The organism is Leifsonia sp. CL147, assembly GCF_900114565.1.
In the GTDB taxonomy this organism is placed as follows: Bacteria; Actinomycetota; Actinomycetes; order Actinomycetales; family Microbacteriaceae; genus Leifsonia.
In genome coordinates this window covers 47,086-69,165 of record NZ_FOTM01000002.1, presented here as the reverse complement: position 1 = coordinate 69,165, position 22,080 = coordinate 47,086, and the positions used below count along the sequence as shown (strand labels likewise).

The 22,080-nt window shown below is 67.8% G+C and carries 19 protein-coding genes; 5 read left to right on the top strand and 14 right to left on the bottom strand.

All coding sequences use genetic code 11. The annotated features are described in order from the left end of the window. Window positions 1-68: 68 nt before the first annotated feature. The 4 genes from BM287_RS02630 to BM287_RS02615 all read right to left on the bottom strand — a co-directional run bounded on the left by BM287_RS02630 (window position 69) and on the right by BM287_RS02615 (window position 4,512). A complete protein-coding gene (locus BM287_RS02630) occupies window positions 69-1,217 on the bottom strand; it encodes an ROK family transcriptional regulator (protein WP_090035728.1) in 1,149 nt (382 codons plus the stop codon). 67 nt (window positions 1,218-1,284) lie between these two features. After that, window positions 1,285-2,151, bottom strand: a complete 867-nt coding sequence (locus BM287_RS02625) for a carbohydrate ABC transporter permease (RefSeq protein WP_090035726.1) — start codon at window positions 2,149-2,151, stop codon at window positions 1,285-1,287. Continuing rightward, complete coding sequence (locus tag BM287_RS02620; protein ID WP_090035724.1) at window positions 2,148-3,107, bottom strand: carbohydrate ABC transporter permease; 960 nt, start codon at window positions 3,105-3,107, stop codon at window positions 2,148-2,150. Before BM287_RS02620 ends, BM287_RS02625 begins: the two co-directional genes overlap by 4 nt. 4 nt (window positions 3,108-3,111) lie before the next feature. Then, window positions 3,112-4,512, bottom strand: a complete 1,401-nt coding sequence (locus tag BM287_RS02615) for an ABC transporter substrate-binding protein (RefSeq protein ID WP_090035722.1) — start codon at window positions 4,510-4,512, stop codon at window positions 3,112-3,114. 133 nt (window positions 4,513-4,645) lie between these two features. Between BM287_RS02615 and BM287_RS02610 the strand changes: the two genes are divergently transcribed. The 4 genes from BM287_RS02610 to BM287_RS02595 all read left to right on the top strand — a co-directional run bounded on the left by BM287_RS02610 (window position 4,646) and on the right by BM287_RS02595 (window position 8,949). Next, window positions 4,646-5,698, top strand: a complete 1,053-nt coding sequence (locus BM287_RS02610; protein WP_090035720.1) for a zinc-dependent alcohol dehydrogenase — start codon at window positions 4,646-4,648, stop codon at window positions 5,696-5,698. Then, window positions 5,698-6,495 (top strand): sugar phosphate isomerase/epimerase family protein, encoded by a 798-nt coding sequence (locus tag BM287_RS02605; protein WP_090035718.1) that lies wholly within the window; start codon window positions 5,698-5,700, stop codon window positions 6,493-6,495. Before BM287_RS02610 ends, BM287_RS02605 begins: the two co-directional genes overlap by 1 nt. Then, entirely contained in the window at window positions 6,492-7,772 is a 1,281-nt protein-coding gene (locus BM287_RS02600) for an MGH1-like glycoside hydrolase domain-containing protein (protein WP_090035717.1), read from the top strand. The genes BM287_RS02605 and BM287_RS02600 overlap by 4 nt, the downstream gene beginning before the upstream one ends. A gap of 61 nt (window positions 7,773-7,833) precedes the next feature. Further along, window positions 7,834-8,949 (top strand): glycerate kinase, encoded by a 1,116-nt coding sequence (locus tag BM287_RS02595; RefSeq protein ID WP_090035715.1) that lies wholly within the window; start codon window positions 7,834-7,836, stop codon window positions 8,947-8,949. A 33-nt stretch (window positions 8,950-8,982) separates the two neighbouring features. On the opposite strand, the gene BM287_RS02590 is transcribed toward BM287_RS02595, so the two are convergent. From BM287_RS02590 to BM287_RS02580, 3 genes are all read right to left on the bottom strand, one after another. Next, window positions 8,983-11,523, bottom strand: a complete 2,541-nt coding sequence (locus BM287_RS02590; RefSeq protein ID WP_090035713.1) for a polynucleotide kinase-phosphatase — start codon at window positions 11,521-11,523, stop codon at window positions 8,983-8,985. Beyond that, entirely contained in the window at window positions 11,520-12,935 is a 1,416-nt protein-coding gene (locus BM287_RS02585) for a 3' terminal RNA ribose 2'-O-methyltransferase Hen1 (protein ID WP_090035711.1), read from the bottom strand. Before BM287_RS02585 ends, BM287_RS02590 begins: the two co-directional genes overlap by 4 nt. A gap of 369 nt (window positions 12,936-13,304) precedes the next feature. Beyond that, a complete protein-coding gene (locus BM287_RS02580; protein ID WP_090035709.1) occupies window positions 13,305-13,931 on the bottom strand; it encodes a DUF2625 family protein in 627 nt (208 codons plus the stop codon). Between the two features lie 413 nt (window positions 13,932-14,344). Between BM287_RS02580 and BM287_RS02575 the strand changes: the two genes are divergently transcribed. Next, window positions 14,345-15,397: a Fic family protein gene (locus BM287_RS02575; RefSeq protein ID WP_244527837.1), complete on the top strand. Its 1,053-nt coding sequence runs from the start codon at window positions 14,345-14,347 to the stop codon at window positions 15,395-15,397. 10 nt (window positions 15,398-15,407) lie between these two features. Here BM287_RS02575 and BM287_RS02570 read toward each other — a convergent pair whose 3' ends face one another. From BM287_RS02570 to BM287_RS02540, 7 genes are all read right to left on the bottom strand, one after another. After that, complete coding sequence (locus BM287_RS02570; RefSeq protein ID WP_090035707.1) at window positions 15,408-16,166, bottom strand: SDR family oxidoreductase; 759 nt, start codon at window positions 16,164-16,166, stop codon at window positions 15,408-15,410. Between the two features lie 40 nt (window positions 16,167-16,206). Continuing rightward, window positions 16,207-17,604, bottom strand: a complete 1,398-nt coding sequence (locus BM287_RS02565; protein WP_090035705.1) for an MFS transporter — start codon at window positions 17,602-17,604, stop codon at window positions 16,207-16,209. Window positions 17,605-17,931: 327 nt separating this feature from the next. Next, window positions 17,932-18,303 carry a hypothetical protein gene (locus BM287_RS02560; protein WP_090035704.1) on the bottom strand — a complete coding sequence of 124 codons (372 nt, stop codon included), beginning with the start codon at window positions 18,301-18,303 and terminating at the stop codon, window positions 17,932-17,934. A gap of 17 nt (window positions 18,304-18,320) precedes the next feature. After that, window positions 18,321-18,860 carry a gluconokinase gene (locus tag BM287_RS02555; RefSeq protein WP_090035702.1) on the bottom strand — a complete coding sequence of 180 codons (540 nt, stop codon included), beginning with the start codon at window positions 18,858-18,860 and terminating at the stop codon, window positions 18,321-18,323. Window positions 18,861-18,972: 112 nt separating this feature from the next. After that, the gene (locus BM287_RS02550) at window positions 18,973-20,022 is read right to left on the bottom strand and encodes a D-2-hydroxyacid dehydrogenase (protein ID WP_170857402.1); all 1,050 of its coding nucleotides are present in this window, start codon (window positions 20,020-20,022) and stop codon (window positions 18,973-18,975) included. A 64-nt stretch (window positions 20,023-20,086) separates the two neighbouring features. Further along, window positions 20,087-21,331 carry an aspartate transaminase gene (locus BM287_RS02545; protein ID WP_090035699.1) on the bottom strand — a complete coding sequence of 415 codons (1,245 nt, stop codon included), beginning with the start codon at window positions 21,329-21,331 and terminating at the stop codon, window positions 20,087-20,089. Then, window positions 21,328-22,074, bottom strand: coding sequence for a 4-carboxy-4-hydroxy-2-oxoadipate aldolase/oxaloacetate decarboxylase (locus BM287_RS02540; protein WP_090035698.1), 747 nt, complete (start codon window positions 22,072-22,074; stop codon window positions 21,328-21,330). The genes BM287_RS02545 and BM287_RS02540 overlap by 4 nt, the downstream gene beginning before the upstream one ends. Window positions 22,075-22,080 lie beyond the last annotated feature (6 nt).

The window sequence follows — 22,080 nt, the reverse complement described above, 5'->3', positions numbered from 1 at the left end:
GCACCGCGGACGGGTGACGCGGCAACGCCGGATGGAGGGCTGCCGAGACCGATCGGTCGTGTCGATCCTCACGCCGCGAGGCGATGATTGATGGCGTCCGCCGAGTACAGCGCGTCGGTGACGATGCGGGCCATGCCGATCGGGCCGGCCTGCTCCCCCAGTTCGCCGAGGCGAATGTCCAGGTTGCGTGTGGCACGCGGGAGCGATCGCGGGTAGAGGGTCTCGCGGAGACCGCCGAGCAGTTCGTTGGAGGCGAGATCGCCCGACACGACCAGCACACCCGGGTTGATCATCGAGACGACGGTAGCCATCACCTCGCCGATCCGGCGGCCCGCCTCGTGAGTGAGCGACAGAGCATCCACATTGCCCGCCTGCAGCAGCCGCCCCACGTCCCGGCCGGAACCGGCGGGGATGCCGAGCTCGTCGAGCTTCACCGCGACGGCACGGCCGCTGGCGACAGCGGCGAGGCATCCCCGCGATCCGCACTGACAGATCGCCGTCTCGCCGGCGAGGCGGATGTGGCCGATGTCGCCGGCGCCACCGTCGATGCCGTGGTAGACCGATCCGTTGATCACGAGACCGGCGCCGATACCCGTCGAGACCTTGATCAGGCAGACCGCGTTGCTGCCGGGGAAGTGCGTCGACTGCTCGCCGAACGCCATGGCATCGGCGTCGTTCTCGACGAACGTCGGAACCGGGATGACCTCGGCGAGATGCTCAGCGATCGGATAGGCGTCCCAGCCGGGCATGATCGGCGGCTGCGAGGGTCGCCGGGTGCTCGGATCGATCGGGCCGGGGACCGAGATGCCCGTGCCCACCAACGGGCGACCGCTCGAAGCCTCGTCGACCAGGCGCCGCATCGACGCCGCGAGCGCGTCCAGCACCCGCTCGGGGCCTTCGCTGATGGCGACGTCGACAGCGTCCGATGCGATGATCCGCCCGCTCAGGTCGGTCAGCGCCGTGCGGGAATGCGCGGTGTCGACCGTCGCGACGGCGAGCACGGACCGATCGACATGGAACGAGAGGCGGTCCGGCCGCCTCCCGCCGGTCGCGCCACCCGCCCCGGCGTCCTCGATCACGAGGCCGGCGTCCATCAGGGCGTCCACCCGTTGGGCCACTGTCATGCGCGACAGACCGGTGAGCTGCTGGATGTCGCGGCGCGTGTTCGCTTCCGCGCGCCGGATGAGCTGGAGCACATCTCCGGGACCAGAAGTCATCGGCCGCCTTTCCTCGGGGGCACCCAGCGTCGTGGCTCCATGTTATGAGTCCCGGGCCCGTCGGAGGTCATCCCTTTTCTGCTCCGCTGGTGAGTCCTTCGGTGAGGGACCGCTCGGTGAGGCCGTAGAGCACGATGATCGGGATGGTGAGGAGAACCGAGCCGGCCATCAGCACCGTCTTGGAGACTTCGATCCCGTTGGAGAGTTGCGAGAGCCCGAGCGACACCGTCCACAGGTTCCGGTCGGCGGCGAGGAAGAGCAGCGCGAACAGGAACTCGTTCCACGCGATCATGAAGACGTACAGTCCCGTCGAGATGATCGAGGGCATCGCGAGCGGCACTGTGATCTTCCAGAGGATGCGGAGACGGCCTGCTCCGTCGACCATCGTCGCCTCCTCGACGCTCTCCGGGATCGACGTGAGGTAGGAGCGCAGCATGTGGATGGACACCGGGATGGTCTGGGCGATGTAGACGATCGTCAGGCCGAAGAGCGATTCCCTGATCCCGAGCGCCGAGAACCCGACGAAGAGCGGGATGGCGATGATGATGACCGGGAACAGGTAGACCGCGAGGAAGAGCGCGCTCACCTGCCTGCGACCGAAGAACTTCAGGCGTGAGACGGCGTACGAGCCGGGGATGGCGATCAGCAGCGTGATGGCTGCGGTCGCGATGGCGACGATCCCGGAGTTCAGCATGAACCCCGCGAAGCCCTGCCCGCCGTCCTCCTGCGGCTTCAGCACCTCGGCGTACGTCTTCAGAGTGAAGTTCTGTAGCGGGATCCAGAGCCGCTCCGGGTGGAGCAGCACCTGCTCGATCGGGACCAGACTCAGCTCGACCATGTAATAGAACGGGAAGACGGTGGCGATCACCAGCACGGCGATCAGAATCCACCGCAGCGCTCCGAAGGTGCGCTTCTGCACGACGATGCGGCTCATTCGTCGTCTCCCTTGTTCGCGAAGAATTTGACGTAGACGAAGAGGAAGACGCTCAGGATCGCGGACAGCACGAACGCGTTCGCGGCGGCGCCCCCGATGTCGAAGCTGCCGACCAACGTGTCGTAGACGCGCACGGCGGCGACCTCTGTTCCGGCGCCTCCACCGGTGAGCAGGTAGACGTCGTCGAACTTGTTGAACGTCATGATGAGCCGGAGCACCGAGAGCAGGGAGATCACCGGCAGCACCTGCGGGAACACGATCTGCCGGAAGTTCTGCCAGGGCGTGACGCCGTCGACCAGTGCCGCCTCCTCGACATCCCGCGGCAGCGCCACCAGGCGCGCCGTGATGAAGAGGAAGGCGAACGGGAAATACCGCCAGATCTCGAAGACGACGACCGTGATCAGCGCGTACGGAGCCTTGCCGAGGAAGTCGATCGGGTGCTCCCACCCGAACCACGCTGCACCCAGCGTGTTGACGATGCCGAATTGCGCATTGAGCATGATCTGCCACACGAACGTGACCGCGACGACCGGCGCGACATAGGGCAGCAGCATCAGTGAGCGCGCGAGCCCGCGGCCGCGGAACGGCTGCCGGAAGGCGAGTGCGGCGACGAGGCCGACCGCGATCGATCCCCCCGTCGAGAAGACGGAGTAGACGATCGTCGTCCAGAGCGAGCTCCAGAAGCCCGGGTCCGTGAGGACGCCGACGAAGTTGTCGAGCGTGAACGGGTTCGCCAGCCCGTTCTCGGCGATGCTGGTGAAGTCGGTCTGCTGGAACGCGAGCACGAAGTTCCAGATGACCGGGATGATGACGATCGCGATGATGATGATGGTCGTCGGGAGCACCATCGCGATTCCGGCACGGTTGTCTCGTCCGGCGATCGGGGACCGCCGCCGCAGGCGGCCCCCGGTGGGGGTCGCCTGCGTCGACGGTGGACGTGATGCGAGCTGGGTCATGGGGTCACTTCTTCAGCTTCGCCTGCAGTTGCTCCACGGCCGACTGCGCAGACCGGGCGGCGTCGGTGGCCGAGGCTCCCGATCCCATGCTTGCGACGGCCTTGGAGATCGGCAGCTGCGTGTTCACTGGCCCCAGCAGTGCGCCCTGGCCCTGCGGGATGGCCCAGCGGTCGATCTGCGACGGCACCTTCAGCAGCGCGGCGATCGTGGCGGCGTCATAGATCTCGGAGAGCTTCTTCTTCGTGTCGACGCCGGCCTCGAGGTTCTTCCAGCCGTCGCTGAACTCGTTCGGGCTGGCGGACGTCCCGGTCCGGAGCGGGAACTTGCCTTCCGGCGCCATCCCGAGCCAGTCGAGGTAGCCGTCGGAGAGCATGTACTCGACGAACTTCTCGGACGCGGACGCGTTGGCCTTCTTGGTCACCAGCCACGAGGTCGCTTCACCGTAGGTGGCGCCCTTCGTGCCGTCAGGACCCTGGATCGCCGTGACGATACCGCTGTTCTTCGCCAGCCACGTGGGGTCCGACGTGCACTGCGGGCAGGTCGGGAGGGCATCGTTGCGGAGTCCGCCCAGCTCGTCGAGGATGTAGGTCGACCAGTCGACCATGGCCGCCTGGCCCGCGAAGTAGGTCGCACGGGTCGTGTCGACGGTCTGCGTCCCCTGCGGCGAGTAGTGCTGGGCGAGCGAGCCGTAGAGGCCCCAGGTCGTCGTGCAGGCGGAGGACGTGAGCGTGATGTTGCCGTTCGAGTCGGCCAACTGGCAGTCGTTGCCGAGGGCGAGCGACTCGAAAGTCTGTGAAGTGAAGACATCGGCCGGGTCCGTTGCCAGGGTGATGCCGTAATCGCTGCCGGAGGTGAGGGTCTTGGCCGCCTTCTCGAGGTCGGCGTACGTGGTCGGCGGCTTCAGGCCGGCCTTCGCGAAGAGGTCCTTGCGGTAGACGAGGATCTGCGCGTACGCCGAGTCCGGCACGGCGAGCTGTCGCCCGTGGTCCTGGTCGAGCTTCAGGCCGGAGCCGACGAAAGTGCCGGTACCGAGGTCTTTGACGACGTTCGCCGCCGAGGCCGTATTGAGCAGCTTCTGCGTGTCGAGCTGACGGACGATCGAGAGCGGGATCGCGCCCATCACGTCGGGGAGTTTGCCGGAGATGGCGGCGGAGGCGACGAGCTGAGGAACCTGGTTCTCATCGACCGGGACGAGCTTGACCTGGATTCCGGTCTTCTGGGTGAAGCCCTCGATGATCTTCTTGGTGGTGTTCACGCGGTCGGGCTGGTTCTCCTCCGACCACACGGTGATGGTCTTGCCCGCGTCACTCGTGCTGCCGCTCGTCGAGCAGCCCGCCAGCATCGTCGCGCCGGCGACGAGCAACGTCGCTCCTGCAACGATCTTCCTCATTCGCGACGTCTTCATCGCGACTCCTTTCGTCGGGGGTGGGGGGTGTCTGCGAGATTAGCCCAACTTATGCTCAATGTCTATACACATTCCGCCCAGTCATAGTGCTAATGTGTCGAGCACCACCGAACCGCATCCTCAAGGACGACGAATGAACAGCCTTCTCCGTTTCTCCGGGCCCCGGACCGTCGAGATCGTGGACGCTCCGCATCCCGAGCTCCAGCCGGGCCAGGCCCGCGTCCGGACGATCTACTCCGGCATCTCGGCCGGGACCGAGTTGACCGCCTACCGCGGAACGAACCCCTACCTCACCAGCGAGTGGGACCCGGAGCTGCGACTCTTCCGGGGCGCATCGGCCGACCGCGGCCTCGCCTATCCCCTGGACGGCTGGGGCTATTCGGAGGTCGGCGAAGTCGTCGAGATCGCGCCGGCCGCAGGCGACCTGCCCGACGATGCCCCTCACGTCGGCGACCGCGTCTGGGGGATCTGGGGGCACCGCGCCGAGGGGATCCTGGCCCTCGAAGCGCTGCGTGGTCACGTCCTCCCCGCGCACCTCGACCCGCTGGCCGCCGCATTCGTGCGCGTCGGAGCCATCGGACTCAACGGCGTGCTCGCCGCCGACCTCGGCGTCGGGTCGACCGTCGCCGTCTTCGGGCAGGGCGTGATCGGACTGCTCGCAACCCGGCTCGCCACGCTGAACGGAGCGACGGTGATCGCCGTGGACGGCATCCCGGCGCGGCGCGAGGCGGCGACTCGATGGGGAGCCGCCCACGCGCTCGCACCCGACGAGGACCTCCCGTTCGCGATCCGCGAGCTGACGAACGGTGCCGGCGCCGACGCAGCCATCGAGCTCAGCGGGAACTACCATGCGCTTCAGTCCGCGATCCGGGCCGTCGGCGCCGACGGCACCGTCGTCGCATCGGGCTTCTACCAGGGCGACGGCGCGGCGCTCCGTCTCGGCGAGGAGTTCCACCACAACCGCGTGCAATTGCTGGCGTCGCAGATCGGGTCGGTGCCCAACCGGCTCCGCGCGCGCTGGGATGTTCCACGGCTTCAGCGCACCATCGTCGATGCACTCGCCGACGGCCGCGTGAACGCCGCCGAGCTCGTGACCCACCGCTTCGCCATCGACGATGCGGCCGCCGCGTACCAGCTGCTCGACACCGACCCGTCGGCCACCCTCCAGGTGGTGCTGGAGTTCTGATGAACGCGATCACCGTGCAGGAACAGCACCTTCCCGGAGATAGCCTCGAGCAGAAGTTCGAGATCGCCCAGGCCTGGGGGTTCGACGGCATCGAACTGCGCAGCCGAGGCGACCTCCACTTCGCTTCCCGCCTCCCCGAGCTTCGCCGGGCCGCGGCGTCCGGGGTCGTCATGCCGACGACGTGCGTCGAGATGTCGCACTTTATCGGAGCCTTCGACTCCGATCTGCGCGAGGACGCGATCGTCCAGCTCAGCTCGCAGCTGACTGTGATGGCCGAGATCGGCGGAGTCGGCGTCATGACTCCCGGCTCCTACGGCATGTTCTCCCGTCGGCTGCCCCCCTTCGAGCCGCCTCGATCGCCCGAGGAGGACAGGAGCATCCTGCTGGACGCCCTCGGACGCCTGGGCGAGCACGCCGAGAAGGAGGGTGTCGAGCTGTTCCTGGAGCCGCTCAACCGGTACGAGGACTATCTCGTGAACACGCTCGCCCAGGCCGCCGACCTCATCCGGGAAGTCGGCTCCCCCGCGGTGCGCATCGTGGCCGACACCTACCATATGAACATCGAGGAGGCCGACCCGGCCGCCGCGCTGCTGGCGGTCGCACCGTACATCGGTCACCTCCAGGCGAGCGACTCGAACCGCCTCGAACCGGGAGCGGGCCACATCGACTGGGCCCTGTTCGGCGCCACCGTGAACGCCATCGGTTACGACCGCTCGATCGCCATCGAGAGCCGGCTCTCCGGGGACGCCGCCGACGTGCTCCCCCTGGTCGCGCCGATGCTCCGGCGGTACCTGTGAGCACCCTCCGAGCCGAGGCCGCGCGCGTCCTCCTCTCCAACTGGCGCACCAGCTACACGGTGCCGGCGGGCGGGCTCTATCCGCACCAGTGGAGCTGGGACTCGGCGTTCATCGCCATCGGGCTGCGGCATCTGTCGCCACGGCGAGCCCAGCAGGAGCTCGACACGATCCTGAGCACCCAGTGGAGCGACGGGCGGCTCCCGCAGATCGTGTTCCACAGCGGGAAGGATGACGGCTACTCGCCGGGCGCCACGTTCTGGCGCAGCGAGGACATCCCCGGGACACCTCCGGTGAGAACCGCCGGACTCATCCAGCCGCCGAACCACGCGCTCGCCGCGCTGCTGGTCCACCAGGCGGATCCTGCGGAGTCGGATCGGCGCCGGTTCCTGCAGCGCGCCTATCCCCGGCTGGTGCGCTGGCACGAGTACCTGCGCGACCGGCGCGGTGGCGCGTCCGGGCTGGCCAGGATCGTGCACCCCTGGGAGAGCGGAATGGACAATTCGCCGTACTGGGATGCGGCCCTCGGCCGAATGACCCAGACCTTCGCCGGCGAGATCCCCCGTCCCGACCTGAAGCACGCGGACGCAGCACACCGGCCGTCGAACGGCGAGTACGGCAAGTACCTGTACCTTGCCGCTCGCTATCGGGACCACGAGTGCGACGACGCCGACCCTGGTTTCCCCTTCCAGGTGGTCGACCCCGCGTTCAACGCCCTCTGGGCGCGCTCGGAACTCGCGCTCTCCGCCATCGCGGAGCTGATCGGGGCCGACCCGGCGCCACATCGGGCGGAGTCCGCACGGATCACGGAGGCGCTCGAAGCCCTCTGGTCGGAGGAGATGGGCAGCTACGTCGCGCGCGACGAGCTGACCGGCGAACTCCAGCAGTACCGGACGGTCTCCGGCCTGGTGCCGCTGCTGCTCCCCGATTCGCCGCACACGCAGGAGCTCCTCGACCTGCTCCGCGGTCCGCACTTCGCTCTGGGCGACGTCGCCATGGTGCCCAGCCACGATCTGACCGCGCCGACGTTCGATCCGGGACGGTACTGGCGAGGGCCGTCCTGGTTCAACACGGCGTGGCTGATCGCCGAGGCGCTGTTCGAACGCGGGTTCACGGCGGACGCCGAGCTGCTCTCCCGCTCGATGGACAAGGGTGCGCTCGAGAACGACTTCCCGGAGTACCTCGACCTGTACACCTGCTCGCCCCGCGGGACCACGCGGTTCAGCTGGACCGCCGCGCTGGCACTCGACCTCGCCGCCAAGCTGGAGACGCACCGATGACCACCATCCGGGCGGTGTCGCACCCGCGAAGAGGCGCGTTCCTGGAACGGCCTCCGGGCTGATGGCGCACGCGCTCCGGGTGGTCGTCGCTCCCGACTCCTTCAAAGGGGCAGCGACGGCGGACACGGTCGCCGGCGAGATCGCGGCGGGCTGGCTCTCGGTGCGCCCGGGCGACGAGGTCGTTCTCGCGCCCATGGCCGACGGCGGAGAAGGCACCATCGACGCCTTCGCGAGAACACCGGGCGCCGAGCAGTTCATGACGACCGTCCGCGGGCCGGACGGCGCCGAAGTCGACGCCCGCTGGATCGTCGTGCCGGAGGGGACGGCGGTGGTCGAGCTCGCGGAGACGAGCGGCCTGGGACTTCTCACCTCCCCGCGACCGTTCGACGCCCACACCGTCGGCCTCGGGGAGCTGATCGTCGCGGCCCTCGACGCAGGAGCATCACGCCTGCTGATCGCGCTGGGCGGCAGTGCATCCACGGACGGCGGGGCCGGCGCGCTCACCGCATTGGGTGCGCGGCTGCTCGACAGCCGTGGGAACGCGATCGCCGACGGAAATCGCGGGCTGGCCGACCTCGCTGACATCGACCTGTCGACACTCCGAGCCGCTCCTCCTGGAGGAGTGGTGCTCCTCGCCGACGTCCGCAGCCCGCTGCTCGGAGATCGGGGCGCCGCGCGCATGTTCGGTGCCCAGAAGGGGGCAACCACCGACGAGCTCGCCGTCCTGGAGGGCAATCTCAGCCATCTCCGCGACGTCGCGGCGCGGGGGAACCCGGACGCGATCCGACTCGCCTTGGCGCAGGGAGCCGGAGCTGCCGGGGGCACGGGCTTCGGCCTCATGTTGTGGGAAGCCGAATACGCCTCCGGCGCCGCGATGACCGCCGCGGCCATCGGACTCGCGGATCACGTGCGTCACGCGGACCTCGTCATCACGGGCGAAGGACGATTCGACGACCAGACCGCCGAAGGCAAGGTCGTCGCCGAGGTTGCGCGGATAGCGCGATCGACGGGGACGGCCGTCGCGCTCATCGCAGGTTCGATCGACGGTCGCCCCGAAGGGTTCGTCGACGTGATCGAACTGGCGACGCTCGCCGGCTCGCCGTCCGAGTCCATCGCCGCGACCCCCCAGTGGGCACGCACGGCCGGTGGGCTATTGGCAGCGCGAGTGACGGTCTAACAGCGCTAACCTCGCCGATGTGGAGCGCACCACTCACAACCGCGGGTCGACGGGTTCCGACTCCATAGCGAGGACAGCGAACACTGCTTCATGTACCCGCCACAGCGGCTCGCGTTCCACGAACCGGTGCAGTGATTCGAGGCCAAGCGCATATTCGCGCAGGGCCATGGAGCGCTTATGGCCGACGTTGCGTTCGCGCAGCCGGTCCAGGCTCGATGGCTCGGTGTAGTCCGGTCCGTAGATGATGCGGAGGTATTCGCGACCGCGAACTTTGATGCCGGGCTGGGCCAGACCTCGCTCGTTCCGCACGAGGCCGGCCGCGGGCTTCACGACCATCCCCTCGCCGCCGGCACCCGTGAGCTCGGTCCACCAGTCGACAGCGCGCTCCACCGACAGGGGGTCTTCGAGGTCGACTTCGAGTCGCCGGGTCTCGCGGAACAGCTGCGGGTCGGCCGCCACCAGACGGTCGGCCAGCGCGAGGTGCCAGGCGTGCGCCCGGTCGGCGTGGACTCCGCTCTCGGTAGCCAGTACTTGGAAAGGCGCCAGCTGGACGCCGTCGATACCGTCGGTTCGCTGCACATAGCGGCGGTAGGCGTCGACGTAGCGCGCCGCGTCGCCCTCGCGTCGGCGCGTCCGGTCCAGGATGGCCGCGACGTCGAGTCCTCGATCCGCTGCGCGTTCAAGCGTCGTCACCGCAGCGGGCAGCGCGGAGCCTGCCGCCGCCCCGACAGCTGCGTACTGTTCGCGGATCAGCGCGCCGGCCTTCAGCGACCACGGCAGGATCTCCCCGTCGAGCAGCAGCCAGTCGGACTCCAACTCATCGCAGAGTCCCGCCCGCGAGACGGCTTCGTGCACGCGGGACAAGAACGCATGCTCGTCGGCGGCCGACGGGAAGAACCGGCGCCCGGTGCGAGTGTGAACGATACCCTGCCACCCGTCGGGCGCTCCGAACCGGGTCGCGTCGCGCGTCACGAGCGTGACCGCACGCGAACCCATGTGCTTCTCCTCAGCGATGAGGCGCGTCACACCGCTCTTCCGATACGTTCCGAAGGCCTCGTCGGGGTGCTCCAGCATGCCGTCGCGGGATGACGGCCCCGGCGGCGACATCGTCGGCGGCAGGTACAGCAGCCACCGTGGGTCCACCGCCCACCGGCTCATCGTCTCGAGTGCCCCGAGCGCGAACTCCGGGCGCAGCCGAATCTTCCCGGAGGTGCGCGTCTCGACGATCGGCGTCTCCAGCACGTCCTCGATCCGAAGGACATCGTCCTCCCGCTCGGCGGAGGTACCGGCCGCGAGAACGAACGGCCGGGCGGGCTCGCTCCAGATCTGCTCAGCGGGCACTGCCACGAGCTCACGTTCCGGATAGCGCAGCGCGGTCAGGGCACCGCCGAAGACGCAACCGGTGTCGAGGCACATCGTATTGTTGACCCATTCAGCGCGCGGCACCGGCGTGTGACCGTAGCGGACGGTGGCCGCCCCGCGGTAGTCACGCGCCCAGTCGAGCCGTACCGGGAGGCCGTACTCGTCCTTCTCCCCCGTGACGTCGCCGTAGAGGGCGAACGCCCGGACGCGGCCCGACGCCCTCCCGTGGAACTGCTCGGTGAGGCCGGCGTGCGCGACGACCAGCCGGCCGTCGTCGAGCACCAGGTGCGAGACGAGCTCGCGGCAGAACGCCTGCACCTCATCGCGGAACTCCGGCGGCTCTTCCGCCAGCTGTGCGAGTGAGGTCTCCAGGCCGTGCGCCACGGTCACCTTGTCGCCGTGCAGCGCCCGCGCGAGCTTGTCCTCGTGGTTGCCGGGGACGGCGATCGCGTGTCCGGCTCCGACCATCCCCATTGCCAGGCGGAGCACGCCGGGTGTGTCTGGTCCGCGGTCGACCAGATCGCCCAGGAAAAGCGCGCGGCGGCCCTCCGGGTGCACGGCATCGACCGGCCGGCCCTGGTCGTCGCGCGCGAGTTCATAGCCGAGCCGGCCGAGCAGCGACTCGAGCTCGGAGCGGCAGCCGTGGACGTCACCGATCACATCGAACGGCCCGTGATCATCAGCACGGTCGTTGAGCAGGCGGGTACGGACGATCGTCACCGCGTCGATCTCCGCCTGATCACGGAGGACATGAACGGCCCGGAACCCCTCGCGCCGCAGATTCGACAGCCCGCTGCGCAGTTGCTTCGACTGGCGGCGGATGACCTCAGCGCCGAAGCCGCGGTCGTCGCGAGCCTCTGTCCGCTCGGCGGCGACGCGCTCCGGAACGTCGAGCACGATGGCGACAGGCAGCACGTCGTGATCCTTGGCTAGCGCGACCATGCTTTTGCGCGCGGTGGCCTGGACGTTCGTCGCGTCGATCACGGTGAGCAGGCCGGCGCGCAACCTCTTACCCGCCACGAACCGCAGCGCGTCGAAGGCGTCGCCTGTCGCGCTCTGGCTGTTCTCGTCGTTGGAGACCAGCCCTCGGAAGGCATCGCTGGACAGGGTCTCCCAGGCGCCGAACTTCTCGCGAGCGAAGGTCGACTTGCCCGACCCGCTGACCCCGACGAGCACGACGAGGGAGGTGGCGGGGATGCGCAGCTCGGTCATGCGGCAGCCTCCTTCCGGAACAGGGCGAGTTGCGTCGGCGGTCCGAGGACGGGATCCGGCGCTCCGACCGGCCGGAACTCGACACGGTAGCCGTAACGATCAGCGACCGCGCCGGCCCACCCGGCCAGCTCGGCCCGGCTCCACTCGAAGCGGTGATCGGGATGCCGGAACTTCCCGGCAGCGAGGGTCGGGTACAGGGCGTTGTACTCGGAATTCGGAGTGGTCACAATCACCGTCGACGGCGCCGCCAATCCGAACACCGAGCGCGCGAGAGCGTCAAGTCGCTCGGGTTCGACGTGCTCCACGACCTCCATCAGCACGATGGCGTCAAGACCGGCGATCCGGTCGTCCTGGTACGTGACGGAGGATGCGTGCAGCTGGATGCGCTCGCGCTCGGCATCGCTGCGCTCGGCGAGATCGAGACGCCGCGCCGCCGTCTCCAGGGCCGCGGGCGAGACGTCGGTGCCGATGATCCTGGTGAACCGCGGATCGACCGCCAGCCGGGAAAGCAGCGCGCCCGGGCCGCAGCCGACGTCCGCGACTGTTCGTGCGCCGACATCGTCGAGCGCCTCCAGCACCGCTTCGGCGCGCACCCGGTTGAGCGGCCGGTTCGCATCCTCGCCCCCGTCGGCACCAGCTGTGCCGTCGGGCTCCGGCTCCATCGACTCCGACCCCTGGTCGAGTTCGGCGAGCCTCGCGGTAGCGGCAGCGACGTATTCGCGCCGATGGACGAGATATCGCTTTGAAATCAGGTCCCGCTCGGGATGTTGTGCCAGCCATCCTTCGCCCGCACGCAGGAGCTTGTCGACCTCCGCATCCGCGACCCAGTAGTGCTTGGCGTCGTCGAGCACCGGGAGCAGCACATAGAGCTGTCGAAGCACCTCACCGAGGAGCTTGGTGCCGCGAAGCGTGATCGTCGCGTACGGAGAGGGTCCCCATTCGGGAAACTCACCATCGAGCAGCGTCTCCGATTGCTCCACGGACAGGCCGAGCGGCGCGAAGAGTCGTTCGGGAAGGTCGGCGCCGCCGCGCAGCGGCACGGCGTGCAGCCCGATCTCCAACTCGAGCGGGGAGGCGGCGAGTTCCGGTCGCGCGTCACAGCGACCCGTCATGGCAGTGCGGAACACCGACCCGAGCGCGACGGCGAGCATCGATCCGGACGCGTATGGGCGGTCGTTCACGTAATGTCCGAGCGTCCCGGCATCACCGCGGAACCGTTTGCTGCGGACCAGTTCGATCGGGTCGACCTCCAGCATCAGCGCGGCGGTGCAACGATCCTCTTCGAGCTCCGGATAGAAGACGTGTGCGCGCCCGACCGGCAGATCGAAGTCATGAACGCGCTCGGGATGCTTGTGCAGCAGAAACCCGAGGTCGCCGGGTTCAGCACCGCGGTAGGTGACGGTCAGCAGCACGCGGCGTCCTCCCCCAGATCGATTGTCGAAATACCCGCGAGACGCTTCGCCGCGTCCTCAGCGTTCAGTGTATGGTCTCGCAGCCGGTCGACCCGCGTGTGACGGCACGAGCAGATCGCTGGCCGGCCGACGTTTCGCGCAGCCGCAGGGCTTCCGCACCGCCTATGAAGACTTCGCGTAATCGTTGAGTCGACACCGTCGAGCGCAGTGCGAAGCGCGTTCGCTCGCGGACGCCGGTGTGTGATGCCCGCATCACATCGCGGGCGTGACCGAGACCACATGGTGGACAGCAAAGCGACCAGCCTGGTGGAGCGCTACTTCATGCGAAATGATGTGGGGCCCTGACGCCGTCGAGCTGGGCAGGAATGCTCAGAGTTGACGTGCAACGTCCGCGTAAAAACCGAGAAGTTCACCGAACGGAACCGATGCGCGAGACACCGCGTTCGCATCCTTTCCCTGCTCCGCGAACGGCGGCGGGTAGAGGGACCACCCTTGGTCCATTCGCAGCACGCGATTTTCCTCCTGCCAGCCCTCCCAACGCAACGAGCCGTAGAACTCGGCCAAGCCTCCGCCGAGCGCCCAGCGGAGGAACGCCGAATAGCCCACGCCGATCCCCGACCATGCCAGGGTGTCGGGCCCCCAGTAGCAGACCTCGCCAGCAGCGATTCCCAGCCCGCCACCATCGATGGCGAACTGGCCGCCAAGGACGTCGAACGCTACGACGAGGTGCGACCGGCTACTCTCCAAGCTGTTCTGCTCGGCCAAGGCCGGCAAACCATGCGCACCCCCGCCCAGCATGCGCAACCATCTGTTGTCGAGAAGAAGACCACCGGTGTGGACCGCAATGGCCCCTAGCGTCGACCATTCCGTGAGCTGGAGCCCCGCCAAGGAATCGACGCCTTCAGTCGTGGTGACGGGAAGAACCTCAACATCTACGGCTGATTCTTCTAGCTGGAGCTGGACTGTCGGCCACGCGGACTCCTCAGCGTGCGACATGACCCTGCGCCGACCAGTTCCCGATCATGCCGCGAGTGTACAGCCAACCGCGCGGACGCCGTCGAAGTCCGGCATTCCGGATACCTAAGCAGTGGTAAGCCCTAGGCAGTTTCTCTTTTAGCGCGTCTAAAGTAGAAGTACCGTGTCGAAGGGAGGCTAGCTATGGCCACCTTCGTCGAGCGCACCTGGCGCCCGCAGGACGCCTCCGGCCTCAGCCGCAAGGACCGCGCCGCAGGCCGCTACCGCGCCTACCTCCCCGACGAATTGGGCGTTGCTCTCCCTCGCCTCGGCAGCGAAGCTCAGACCACAGCCGAAGACGCGCTCGTCGTCCTCGCCCGCGCCGATGAGCGCCTCGCGGCCAAGGGCGGCTACCTCAACCACCTGCTCATCCGTTCCGAGTCGATCTCCTCCTCGTGGATCGAAGGCAACCGCGTCACGCCGAAGCGCCTGGCCATCGCCGAACTTCTGCACCGGGTTCACGGCAGGCGCTCGACGTCGTCGCCAACGTCCGCGCCACCGAGCAGGCCATCGCCGAGTTGGCCGACCTCGGACGGCCGATCACAGCGTCGGACATCATCGACCTGCAGCACATCATCGAACCGCGCCTCGAGCGCGGAATCCGCACGGAGCAGAACTGGGTCGGCGGCCCCGGCTTCTCTCCGCTTCGTGCCGCGTTCGTACCCCCGCCGGAGACCGAGGTCCCGCGCTTGGTGGACGACCTCGCCGGCTTTCTCACCGAGACCACAGGCAACCCGCTGGTGCGCGCCGCTATCGCCCACGCTCAGTTCGAGACCATCCACCCGTTCGTCGACGGCAACGGCCGCACCGGTCGGGCGCTCATCCACACGGTCCTCCGCCGTGCCGATGCGGTGCGCAACACGCTTATCCCCATCAGCACCGTGTTCGCGGGCAGCACCGACGCGTATATCGCCGGGCTTACCGCGTTCCGCGCAGAGCCGCAGGCACTGGATGACTGGGTGATCGGCTTCGCACAGGCCACCGAAACCGCAGCCGGCACTGCGGTGAAGCTCGCTGACGACATCACCGCCCTCGACGTCGAGCTCCACGAGCGGCTGGTGGACTTCCGCCGCGCCCAGGGCCGCAACCCTGCAGTGCCTCGTCGCGACGCCGTGTCGCTACGCATCCTCGAGACGCTGGCCACCGACCCGGTGGTCACAGCCGAGAGCGTGAGCGAGCGCTTGAACGCCTCCCCTGCGGCTGCACACCGGGCACTCACCGAGCTGCACGAGGCGGGCATCCTCGGCCGCAGCAAGGACCAGAAGGGCCGGACGATCTGCTGGACGGCCGACCGTCACCTCGCGCTCGTGGCCCTCACCGAGCGCAGCAACCGCGTGGGCGGGGAGGACACGCGCAACCGGAAGCCACGGCTCGGGCCCGCTGCGCCCGTGCTCGCTCAGCGCGAACGGCGGTTTCCGGAGATGAACTGGGCGGTCCGCGGCGGTTAACAGCGTCGGGTCAGTCCTGGTCCCGACGGTCGAAGGTCAGCCCTCCTGGCACCTGGAAGGTTGGCATGATCTCGATCAGGCCGACGTTCACGTGGCGGGGTGCGTCGATGGCGAACGCGATGGCGTTCACCACATCATCGGTCGTGAGCGACTCGTAGCCTTCGAAGTAGGTTGCGTGCGCCTGCGCGATGTCTTCGGGGGTGCCGCCCGTGTTACGTGCGAAGATCTCGGTCTCAACGCGGCCGGGCGAGATCTCGGTCACGCGCACGCGCTTTCCGAGCGTGTCGTTGCGCAGCTGTCGGGAGAGCTGGTGCACGGCCGCCTTGGTGGCGTGATAGGCGGTGTGCCCGAAGAAGTTGTAGTGGCCGGCGATCGAGCTGATATTGACCACGTGCCCACGGTCGCGCTCTACCATTCCCGGGAGGGCGAGGCGGCACAGGTGCAGCACCGCGCCGAGGTTGACCTCGACCAGATCGTCGATATCGTCGCGTGTTGCGCCAAGCACATTGCCGGTCCGCGACACGCCGCCGATGTTGGCGAGAACGTCGATCTCAAGGCCCGCAACCAGCGCCTCCAGAGCAGCGGTGTCGCGCAGGTCGGCGACGTGACCGATGGCCCCGGTCCGCTCCGACAGCTCCGCGATCCGATCAGCGTTCCTGGCCACTGCGTGCACAGTGAGCCCGTTTTCGCGAAGGCGCTCGACGAGTGCAGCGCCGATCCCCGAGGTCGCACCCGTCACCAGGGCAGTCGAATAGTCTGCGAACGTCACATTTCCTCCTGTCGATTCGGCTCGTCGCCCCGACGAGCCGTCATTCAGCGACACCCGGCTGTGCCGCGAGGCCGCGGACACCGTTGGGCGGGACCGCTGTCGCGGCAGTGACCGCAGCCTTCTCCGGCTCGCTCTGCTGCACCTCGTCGAGCTCCTTGAGCGTGTAGGTCCGGGTCTCCTTCGCCGTGAGCGCGGACACTCCTGCAAAGACCATGAAGCCGATCGCTACGAGAGACGGGCCCACCCAACCCTTGAGATCGGCGCCTGAGAGCGCGGTGGCGAGAACAGGGCCGACAGCCCCCGAGATCGCGAAGCCGATCTGGGTGCCCAGGGCCAGCCCGGAGACACGCACACGGCCGGGGAACATCTCGGCGAAGAACGACGGCCAGGACGCGTTCACCGTCGAGTAGAAGAACGAGTAGTTGACGATCCCGAACAAGAAGATCAGCGCCCAATTGCTGGTCGTGATCGACCAGAGGTAGGGCACCATGGTGATTCCGACCCCGACGGTCCCGATGAGGAATACCGTCTTGCGGCCGATCTTGTCGGTGAGGTAGCCGGCGATGGGTGTGATGCCGAGCGCGATCAGTGCTGAAACGGTCGTCGTGAGCAGCATGGTCGGCTTATCGAGCTTGTATCCGGCGGTTCCGAACGCCACCGAGAACGTCTGCATCATGTAGCTGGTTCCCGCGATGAGGGCGCAGAAGATGATCCGCGCCACAGCCCGCCAGTGGAAGCGCAGGAGTTGACTGAGCGGAGCGATGTTGACCTTGATGGACTGGGTCTCGAGGAACTCCGGTGGTTCCTGCACGTGGCGGCGGATCAGGTAGGCGACGACGACCACGATGGCGGAGAACCAGAACGGGAGCCGCCATCCCCAGGTCAGCAACTGCGCGGACGGCATCGAGGCGATCGGGATGAAGACCAGCAGCGTGAGCAGCGTGCCGGAGGCGGAGCCCAGCGTGGTGAAACTGGTGATGAAACCCCGGCGGCGCTCCGACGCGTGTTCCAGGCTCATCGTGATGGCGCTGGGCTGCTCGCCCGAGAGGCACAGTCCCTGGATGACGCGGATCAGCACCAGAAGAATGGGGGCGACGGCACCGATCTGCGCGTAGGTCGGCAGGCAGCCGATCAGGAAGGTGCAGCCGCCGATTCCGAACAGTGTGATCATCATCACGAACTTGCGACCGAACCTGTCCCCCATCGGACCCAAGATGAGTGACCCGAGCGGACGCACCGCGTATCCGACCGCGAAGGTGATCATCGCCAGCAGCACACTGATGCCCTCGGGCAGCTCGGGCGAGAAGAACAGCACATTCAGGATCAGCGCCGACGAGGTGCCGTACACCGCGAAGTCGTAGTACTCGAGCGTCGTGCCGATCCAGGCGGCGACCGCCGCTCTGGCGGGGGTCTTCCGGGGAAGTGCGATTTGGGTCATATCGTCTCCATCGGCGATGAGGGCGGAGCTGATCTCCGGAGCGCGGGGTGAGAGAACGCGAGCTGCTCCACGCTGGTCGGTGCTCCTGATCGACCACCGTAGCTGCGTTGAGCGAAGCCGTCGCCTCCCGTCGGTACTCTGTGCCAAACATGTGCGGGCCCGCTTGCGTCGCTAGCTCGCGTCGCCGAGATTTTCCGGCTCACAAATACCTGGTCAAAAGCCTTATACCCACGCCCGATGTCGCGTTCCGTGTGTCCGGATCTGAGGGCGTTGCCTGTGCATGAATGGCACGAATTGTGCCGAAGCAGCGGCCACGCGACCGCGCGGTCAGGAAACGTGCCTGCGCGGCCGGAAGGGGCGCACCGGGCGGCCCTGGTCGACGTCCACTCCACCCCGTGCACCCCGTGCCCGTCCATCGTCGTGGTCTCTGAACACGACCGAGGCTTCGGTCACAGGCAGATACTCGATCGGCTCTGACACGGTCCACCGGGTCGCGGCGCCTGTCGGCAGCCGACACATCGAGCCCCGACGGACGAAGACGAGGGAGTCCTCGTCGTCGAACTCGATCATGGCGCGGCCGGTGAGGATCACGAACGGAGAACCGTTCTCAGTCCGATGGCGGACGCCGGCACCGACCTTCTGAGTCGGGGCCTCGCCGCTGTCGAGACCTGGGACGGATTCGAGTGGGGCGGTGAACATGGTGGGCTCCTTCGTCGCTAGCGGTTGGACTCTTCGGTCGTGGCCCATGACAACCCTTCTTGGGTTGCAAGGGTGAGCTGAACAGACTCGACCAGCTCGTCGACGGGCAGCTGGATGTCGAGGACGAGGCCGTTCTCGTCCTCCGCCAGCGGTTCGAGGATGGCCAGCTGGCTGTGCAGCAGCGCGACGGGCATGTAATGGCCGGGCCGTGCCGCCATGCGGCTGTGGATGAGCTCGGCCTCGCCGTGGGCATGGACGAAGACCGTCGTGGGCGCCTCCCAACGGATCACATCGCGGTAGGTTCGCTTGAGCGCCGAGCAGGCGATCACGAGGCCGCTGGTGCTGTGGTCGCTCAAAGTGCGCCCGATGTCGGCCAGCCATGGCCAGCGGTCGGCATCTTCCAACGGGATCCCCGCCGTCATCTTGGCGATGTTCGCCGCCGAGTGCAGATCGTCGCCATCGATGAAGTGGACGCCGAGCCGTTGTGCGAAAGCGGCACCGATCGTGGACTTCCCGCTGCCGGAGACCCCCATGAGCACGATCAATGGCGCGGTCATGAGCACTCCAGGAGAACGGTGCCAGACACGGAGGGGTTCGCAGCGACTGCGGAAACGACGACCGCTGTGGTGGTGTTCGACATCATGTTCTGCTCCGGAGGGACGATGAAAGTCAGTAGAACTCGACGGTGTCGACACGGTTGCGCAGCAGCCGTCCGTCGAGCAGCCTGCCGGCGTTGTCAGCGAAGAGCTCCGCGATGCGGCGCTCTTCGCCGGCGTCGAGTGCGGCAGTGTGCGGGCTGATCAGCACGTCGGCGCGGGACCACAGCGGGCTCGTGTCCGGCAGCGGTTCCACCTCGAACACATCGAGCGCGGCGAAACCGGCTCGGCCGGCGTCCAGCGCCTCCACCAGCGCGGCCTCGTCGATCACGTTGCCACGGCCGACGTTCACGATCGTCGTTCCGCCGGACAGTGCTGCGAAGAACTCGCCGCCGAGAAGATGGTGCGTCGCGTCGGTGCCGGGGAGCGTGCTCACTACCGCGTCCAGCTTCGGCGCCTCCGCCACGATGTCATCGGGATGCACGATTCGGTCCACTCCGTCGATTTCCACGTTTCGGCGGCTGACGCCGAGGACGGTCGCACCCAGGTCCGAGAGCCGGCGAGCCACGACGCCCCCGATTCCGCCGAGGCCCAGCACAAGGATCGTCTGGTCGGCCACCTGTCCCATCGCCCACCGCCCGCTCCACGTCCGGGCACGCTGTTGTGCGATCAGCCGGGGCAGATCCTTGGCACCGGCCAGGATGCCGAAGACTGCGAACTCGGCCAGCGGGCCACCGTGGACGCCGGCGGAGGTTGTGAATGCCACCCGCTCGAGTTCCGCCGGCGACAGGCCTGCGGCCCGCACTTGGCCGCCGCCGCCAGCGGCCATCGTGTGCACCCAGCGCAGCCCGGGGTTCGCTTTGATGGTGCGGGACAGCGCGTCCGGATCGACGTCCGGGATGCCGTAGAGCGCGTCGGCGGAGTCGAGCAAGGCCTCGAAACGGCTCTGCTGCTCCGGGGTGCGCCGGAATCCCGGATCACCGGAGAAGTCCGCGTCCCACCGCTTCGGTGCGACCAGGCTCGCATCGCGCATGAGCTCGACCCGCGGCTCGGCGGTCTCGATCAGCGCGTGGAGCGCGTCGGTCAGGGGCGCAGCAACCGCGACGCGAAGACGTGATGACACAGTCGGTTCCTTCTCATGAAATCATGGCGTGGCGATTCGGGAGGTCGCGCGACCGCGGAGGCGGTCAGGAGAGCCCCTTCACCGCCTCGGCGATGGCAGCGGCGCCCAGCTCGAGCTGTTCCAGGCTCGTCGCGAATGAGATGCGGAAGAACGGCTCGCTGCCGTAGGCCGAACCCTGGATCACCGCGACACCGGCAGTGTCGAGGAGGAAGAGCGTCACATCCTGGTCCGTCTTGAGAAGCTGACCCTCTGCTGTGCGCTTCCCGATCAGTCCGGCGCATTCGACGAAGAGATAGAAGGCGCCGTCGGGTGCGACCGGGCGCAGCCCTTCGACCGCCCCGATCAGCTCCACCGCGCGGTTGCGACGCTCGGCATAGGCCGCGACGCTCTTCCGCACAAAGGTCTGATCGCCGGTCAGCGCGGCGACGGCCGCCGCCTGGCTGATCGACGAAGGACAGGACGAGCTCTGCGACTGCAGCTTGTTGATGGCCGCGACCAGGCGGGCGTCTCCGACCGCATACCCGAGACGCCACCCGGTCATCGCGTACGACTTCGAGACGCCGTTGACCGTGAAGACCCGGTCGCGGATGGTGGGTGCGCCCACCGCGAAACCGATGAATCGGTCGTCGGTGAACAGGATTTCGTCGTAGATCTCATCGGTCAGGACCCAGACGTGCGGAGATTCCTCCAGCACCGCGGCGAGCGCAGCGATTTCTTCGGCACTGTAGACGGCGCCGGTCGGATTGCCGGGGGCGTTGATGACGACCCACCGGGTTCGCGGAGTGATGGAGGCGCGCAAAGACTCCGGAGTCAGCTTGTAGCCCGATTCGGCCGAGGTCTGCACGATGACCGGGGTGCCGTCATTCGCGAGCACCATGTCCGGGTAGGAGACCCAGTACGGTGCCGGGATGATGACTTCAGAACCTGGGTTCAGCGTCGCGGCGAACGTCAGGTAGAGGATCTGTTTGCCGCCGCCCCCGACGGTGATCTGGGTGTCCTCGTAGCGGATACCCGACGAGCGCAGCATCCGGGTGCGCACGGCGTCGCGGAGTGCGGGCGTCCCGTTGACCGGGGTGTACTTCGTCTCACCCGCGACGATCGCTGCGATAGCGGCGTCCTTGATGTGCTGCGGGGTGTCGAAGTCGGGCTCCCCGACAGTGAAGTCGACGATGCGGCGGCCCTTCGCCTTCAGCTCCCGGACACGGTGGGCTGCCGCCGAGCTCGGCGACTCACGGATGCGGCGGACGCGATCCGATGCGGCGAACTCCGTCGCCGCGAACTCCGTGGGGACCGACTCCGTGGCGCTCATCGTGCGCCCAGCCCCTGGTCGGGGTCGACGGAGTCGAGATCGGTCGTGATGCCCTTGTCGCGCAGCACGTCGTGCAGGTTGCAGAGGTCGATCGTCGTCCGGCCCTGCTTGTAGAGCTCGATGAGGCGTGCCTCGTTGGCGTCGCGGGCGGCCGAGAGCGAGATGGCCTCCTCGACCTCGGTTCGCCGCACCACCACCACACCGTCGGCGTCGCCCTTGATGACATCACCCGGGTAGATGATCTCGTCGCCGAAGACGAGGGGCTGGTTGATGTGGCCGAGCGTCTCCTTCACCGTGCCCTTGATGGAGACGCTGCCGGAGAAGACCGGCAGCCCGAGCTCGCGCAGTTCGTGCGTGTCGCGTACACCGGCGTCTGTGACGAGGGCGGCGATGCCCTTCGCCTTGCAGGCGTTGCCGAGCACGTCACCGAACATCCCGGCCTCGGTGAACTCCCCGGCCGACACGACGAGCACGTCTCCGGGCTTCGCATAGTGGATCGCGACCTGCAGCATGAGGTTGTCGCGTGGGGCGCACACCACCGTGAAGGCCGACCCGACAAACGATCGGTCGCGGTCGATGGGCTTGATCCGCGACGAGAGGGCGCCGCGGCGGCCCTGCGCTTCGTGGATGGTGGCCGCGGTGAATTCGCCCAGCCGCGCGATGGCGTCCGGGTCGGCACGCTCGATGCGTGTCGTGACGTGCGGGGGTTTCGTGGATACGGCGGCGGGTGCGGTGAGCGTCATGCTTGT

Bases quoted from the DNA above. Each gene is read 5' to 3' on its own strand.
- BM287_RS02555 (WP_090035702.1), bottom strand. From the start codon at position 18,860: ATGACCGCGCCATTGATCGTGCTCATGGGGGTCTCCGGCAGCGGGAAG.
- BM287_RS02590 (WP_090035713.1), bottom strand. From the start codon at position 11,523: ATGACCGAGCTGCGCATCCCCGCCACCTCCCTCGTCGTGCTCGTCGGG.
- BM287_RS02620 (WP_090035724.1), bottom strand. From the start codon at position 3,107: ATGACCCAGCTCGCATCACGTCCACCGTCGACGCAGGCGACCCCCACC.
- BM287_RS02630 (WP_090035728.1), bottom strand. From the start codon at position 1,217: ATGACTTCTGGTCCCGGAGATGTGCTCCAGCTCATCCGGCGCGCGGAA.
- BM287_RS02540 (WP_090035698.1), bottom strand. From the start codon at position 22,074: ATGACGCTCACCGCACCCGCCGCCGTATCCACGAAACCCCCGCACGTC.
- BM287_RS02545 (WP_090035699.1), bottom strand. From the start codon at position 21,331: ATGAGCGCCACGGAGTCGGTCCCCACGGAGTTCGCGGCGACGGAGTTC.
- BM287_RS02610 (WP_090035720.1), top strand. From the start codon at position 4,646: ATGAACAGCCTTCTCCGTTTCTCCGGGCCCCGGACCGTCGAGATCGTG.
- BM287_RS02580 (WP_090035709.1), bottom strand. From the start codon at position 13,931: ATGTCGCACGCTGAGGAGTCCGCGTGGCCGACAGTCCAGCTCCAGCTA.
- BM287_RS02605 (WP_090035718.1), top strand. From the start codon at position 5,698: ATGAACGCGATCACCGTGCAGGAACAGCACCTTCCCGGAGATAGCCTC.
- BM287_RS02560 (WP_090035704.1), bottom strand. From the start codon at position 18,303: ATGTTCACCGCCCCACTCGAATCCGTCCCAGGTCTCGACAGCGGCGAG.
- BM287_RS02615 (WP_090035722.1), bottom strand. From the start codon at position 4,512: ATGAAGACGTCGCGAATGAGGAAGATCGTTGCAGGAGCGACGTTGCTC.
- BM287_RS02565 (WP_090035705.1), bottom strand. From the start codon at position 17,604: ATGACCCAAATCGCACTTCCCCGGAAGACCCCCGCCAGAGCGGCGGTC.
- BM287_RS02595 (WP_090035715.1), top strand. From the start codon at position 7,834: ATGGCGCACGCGCTCCGGGTGGTCGTCGCTCCCGACTCCTTCAAAGGG.
- BM287_RS02625 (WP_090035726.1), bottom strand. From the start codon at position 2,151: ATGAGCCGCATCGTCGTGCAGAAGCGCACCTTCGGAGCGCTGCGGTGG.